The following is a 691-nucleotide window of genomic DNA, read 5'->3' on the forward strand; positions in this document are numbered from 1 at the left end:
CGCGCTCTTGATGGCCGAGGAACACGAGCGCTCGCGTTAATTGATCAGCTCCGCGCTCAAGAGCCTGTTGATCTGTTGTGCTCGGTATTTGAAGTGCCCCGATCCTGCTATTACGCACACTGTCGCAAGCGTCGATCTCCAGACGTTAAGCGGCTGGTGTTGCGCAGCCGCGTCAACGAGCTGTTTACCCAAAGCCGCAGCGCAGCGGGTAGCCGAAGCATCATGTACATGATGCGCGAGGACGGCATAGTGATTGGACGATTCAAGGTTCGTAGGCTGATGAACGAGATGAAGCTGATTAGCAAACAGCCCGGCTCACACGCCTACAAAAAGGCGACGCTAGAGCGGCCAGATATCCCGAACGTGCTGGATCAAGCGTTTACTGTGTCGGCGCCGTATGAAGTCTGGTGCGGGGACATCACGTATGTCTGGGCTCAAGGTCGCTGGCACTATGTGGCGGCCGTGATCGACCTTTTCGCACGCCGTGTAGTGGGCTGGGCGCCTTCGTCGAAGCCCGATGCTGACCTGGTCATCAAGGCTTTGGACATGGCCTATGAGCAACGTGGCCGGCCTCAGAATGTGCTGTTTCACAGCGACAGTAAGAATGTACTGGGTAAAGTGGACCCATCGGTCAAGACAGTTTTTCAGCGAGTTTAAGCTGCGTCGCTTACTGCCACTGCAGCTGGTCGGC

General features: G+C 56.6%; 1 pseudogene. It reads left to right on the forward strand.

Features of this window, described 5'->3' with window-relative positions:
* A pseudogene (locus tag EKA13_RS27495) lies at positions 1-597 on the forward strand (IS3 family transposase); the annotation flags it as partial.
* Positions 598-691 lie beyond the last annotated feature (94 nt).

This window comes from Pseudomonas defluvii (assembly GCF_001695625.1).
GTDB lineage: Bacteria > Pseudomonadota > Gammaproteobacteria > Pseudomonadales > Pseudomonadaceae > Aquipseudomonas > Aquipseudomonas defluvii.